This is a genomic window from Nocardia sp. NPDC060220 (assembly GCF_042727815.1).
Taxonomy (GTDB): domain Bacteria; phylum Actinomycetota; class Actinomycetes; order Mycobacteriales; family Mycobacteriaceae; genus Nocardia.
Window position 1 is genome coordinate 1 of sequence record NZ_JBHWZY010000833.1, and the last position, 1570, is coordinate 1570.

1 rRNA gene (cut by a window edge) is annotated in these 1570 nt (G+C 55.4%); it reads right to left on the bottom strand.

From position 1 onward, the window contains the following. Positions 1–1570, bottom strand: a 23S ribosomal RNA gene (locus tag ACFWF3_RS30400) (its annotated part continues 1373 nt past the right edge of the window); the annotation flags it as partial.

Here is a 1570-nt window from a genome sequence, read left to right on the forward strand (position 1 = left end):
GAGCCGACATCGAGGTGCCAAACCATCCCGTCGATATGGACTCTTGGGGAAGATCAGCCTGTTATCCCCGGGGTACCTTTTATCCGTTGAGCGACACCGCTTCCACTTGCCGGTGCCGGATCACTAGTCCCGACTTTCGTCCCTGCTCGACCTGTCAGTCTCACAGTCAAGCTCCCTTGTGCACTTGCACTCAACACCTGATTGCCAACCAGGCTGAGGGAACCTTTGGGCGCCTCCGTTACATTTTGGGAGGCAACCGCCCCAGTTAAACTACCCACCAGGCACTGTCCCTGAACCAGATCATGGTCCGAGGTTAGAAGTCCAATACGATCAGAGTGGTATTTCAACGACGACTCCACCCGAACTAGCGTCCGAGCTTCACAGTCTCCCACCTATCCTACACAAACCGTACCGAACACCAATACCAAGCTATAGTGAAGGTCCCGGGGTCTTTTCGTCCTGCCGCGCGTAACGAGCATCTTTACTCGTAATGCAATTTCGCCGAGTCTGTGGTTGAGACAGCAGAGAAGTCGTTACGCCATTCGTGCAGGTCGGAACTTACCCGACAAGGAATTTCGCTACCTTAGGATGGTTATAGTTACCACCGCCGTTTACCGGGGCTTAAATTCTCAGCTTCGCCCATGACAGGCTAACCGGTCCTCTTAACCTTCCGGCACCGGGCAGGCGTCAGTCCGTATACATCGTCTTACGACTTCGCACGGACCTGTGTTTTTAGTAAACAGTCGCTTCTCTCTGGTCTCTGCGACCTCGCCCAGCTCAGTCCGTAAAGAACGTCACCAGACCAGGTCCCCCTTCTCCCGAAGTTACGGGGGCATTTTGCCGAGTTCCTTAACCACAGTTCTCTCGATCGCCTTAGTATTCTCTACCTGACCACCTGTGTCGGTTTGGGGTACGGGCCGTGTACCAGCTCGCTAGAGGCTTTTCTCGGCAGCATAGGATCACTGAATTCCCCTCAACGGGTACGCATCACGTCTCAGGCTACATGTTGTGCGGATTTGCCTACACAACGCCCTACACGCTTACACCAGGTATTCCATCACCTGGCCCAGCTACCTTCCTGCGTCACCCCATCGCTTACCTACTACAACCGGGGTCCTGTGCAGCCGTCATTCCCCTCACCCGAAGGCTCAGTAAAACAACATTTGGACAGTTAGCACAACTGATTCAGCATTGGGCGCGGATACACGGGTACGGGAATATCAACCCGTTGTCCATCGACTACGCCTGTCGGCCTCGCCTTAGGTCCCGACTCACCCTGGGCGGATTAACCTGGCCCAGGAACCCTTGGTCATTCGGCGGACGAGTTTCTCACTCGTCTTTCGCTACTCATGCCTGCATTCTCACTCCCGTGGCCTCCACAGCTAGTTCACACTGCTGCTTCCACGGCCACAGGACGCTCCCCTACCCATCCACACACCTGGCCCTTCTCCGAAGAAAAGGACGGGCTATTGTGTGAATGCCGCGGCTTCGGCGGTGTACTTGAGCCCCGCTACATTGTCGGCGCAGGATCACTTGACCAGTGAGCTATTACGCACTCTTTCAAGGGTGG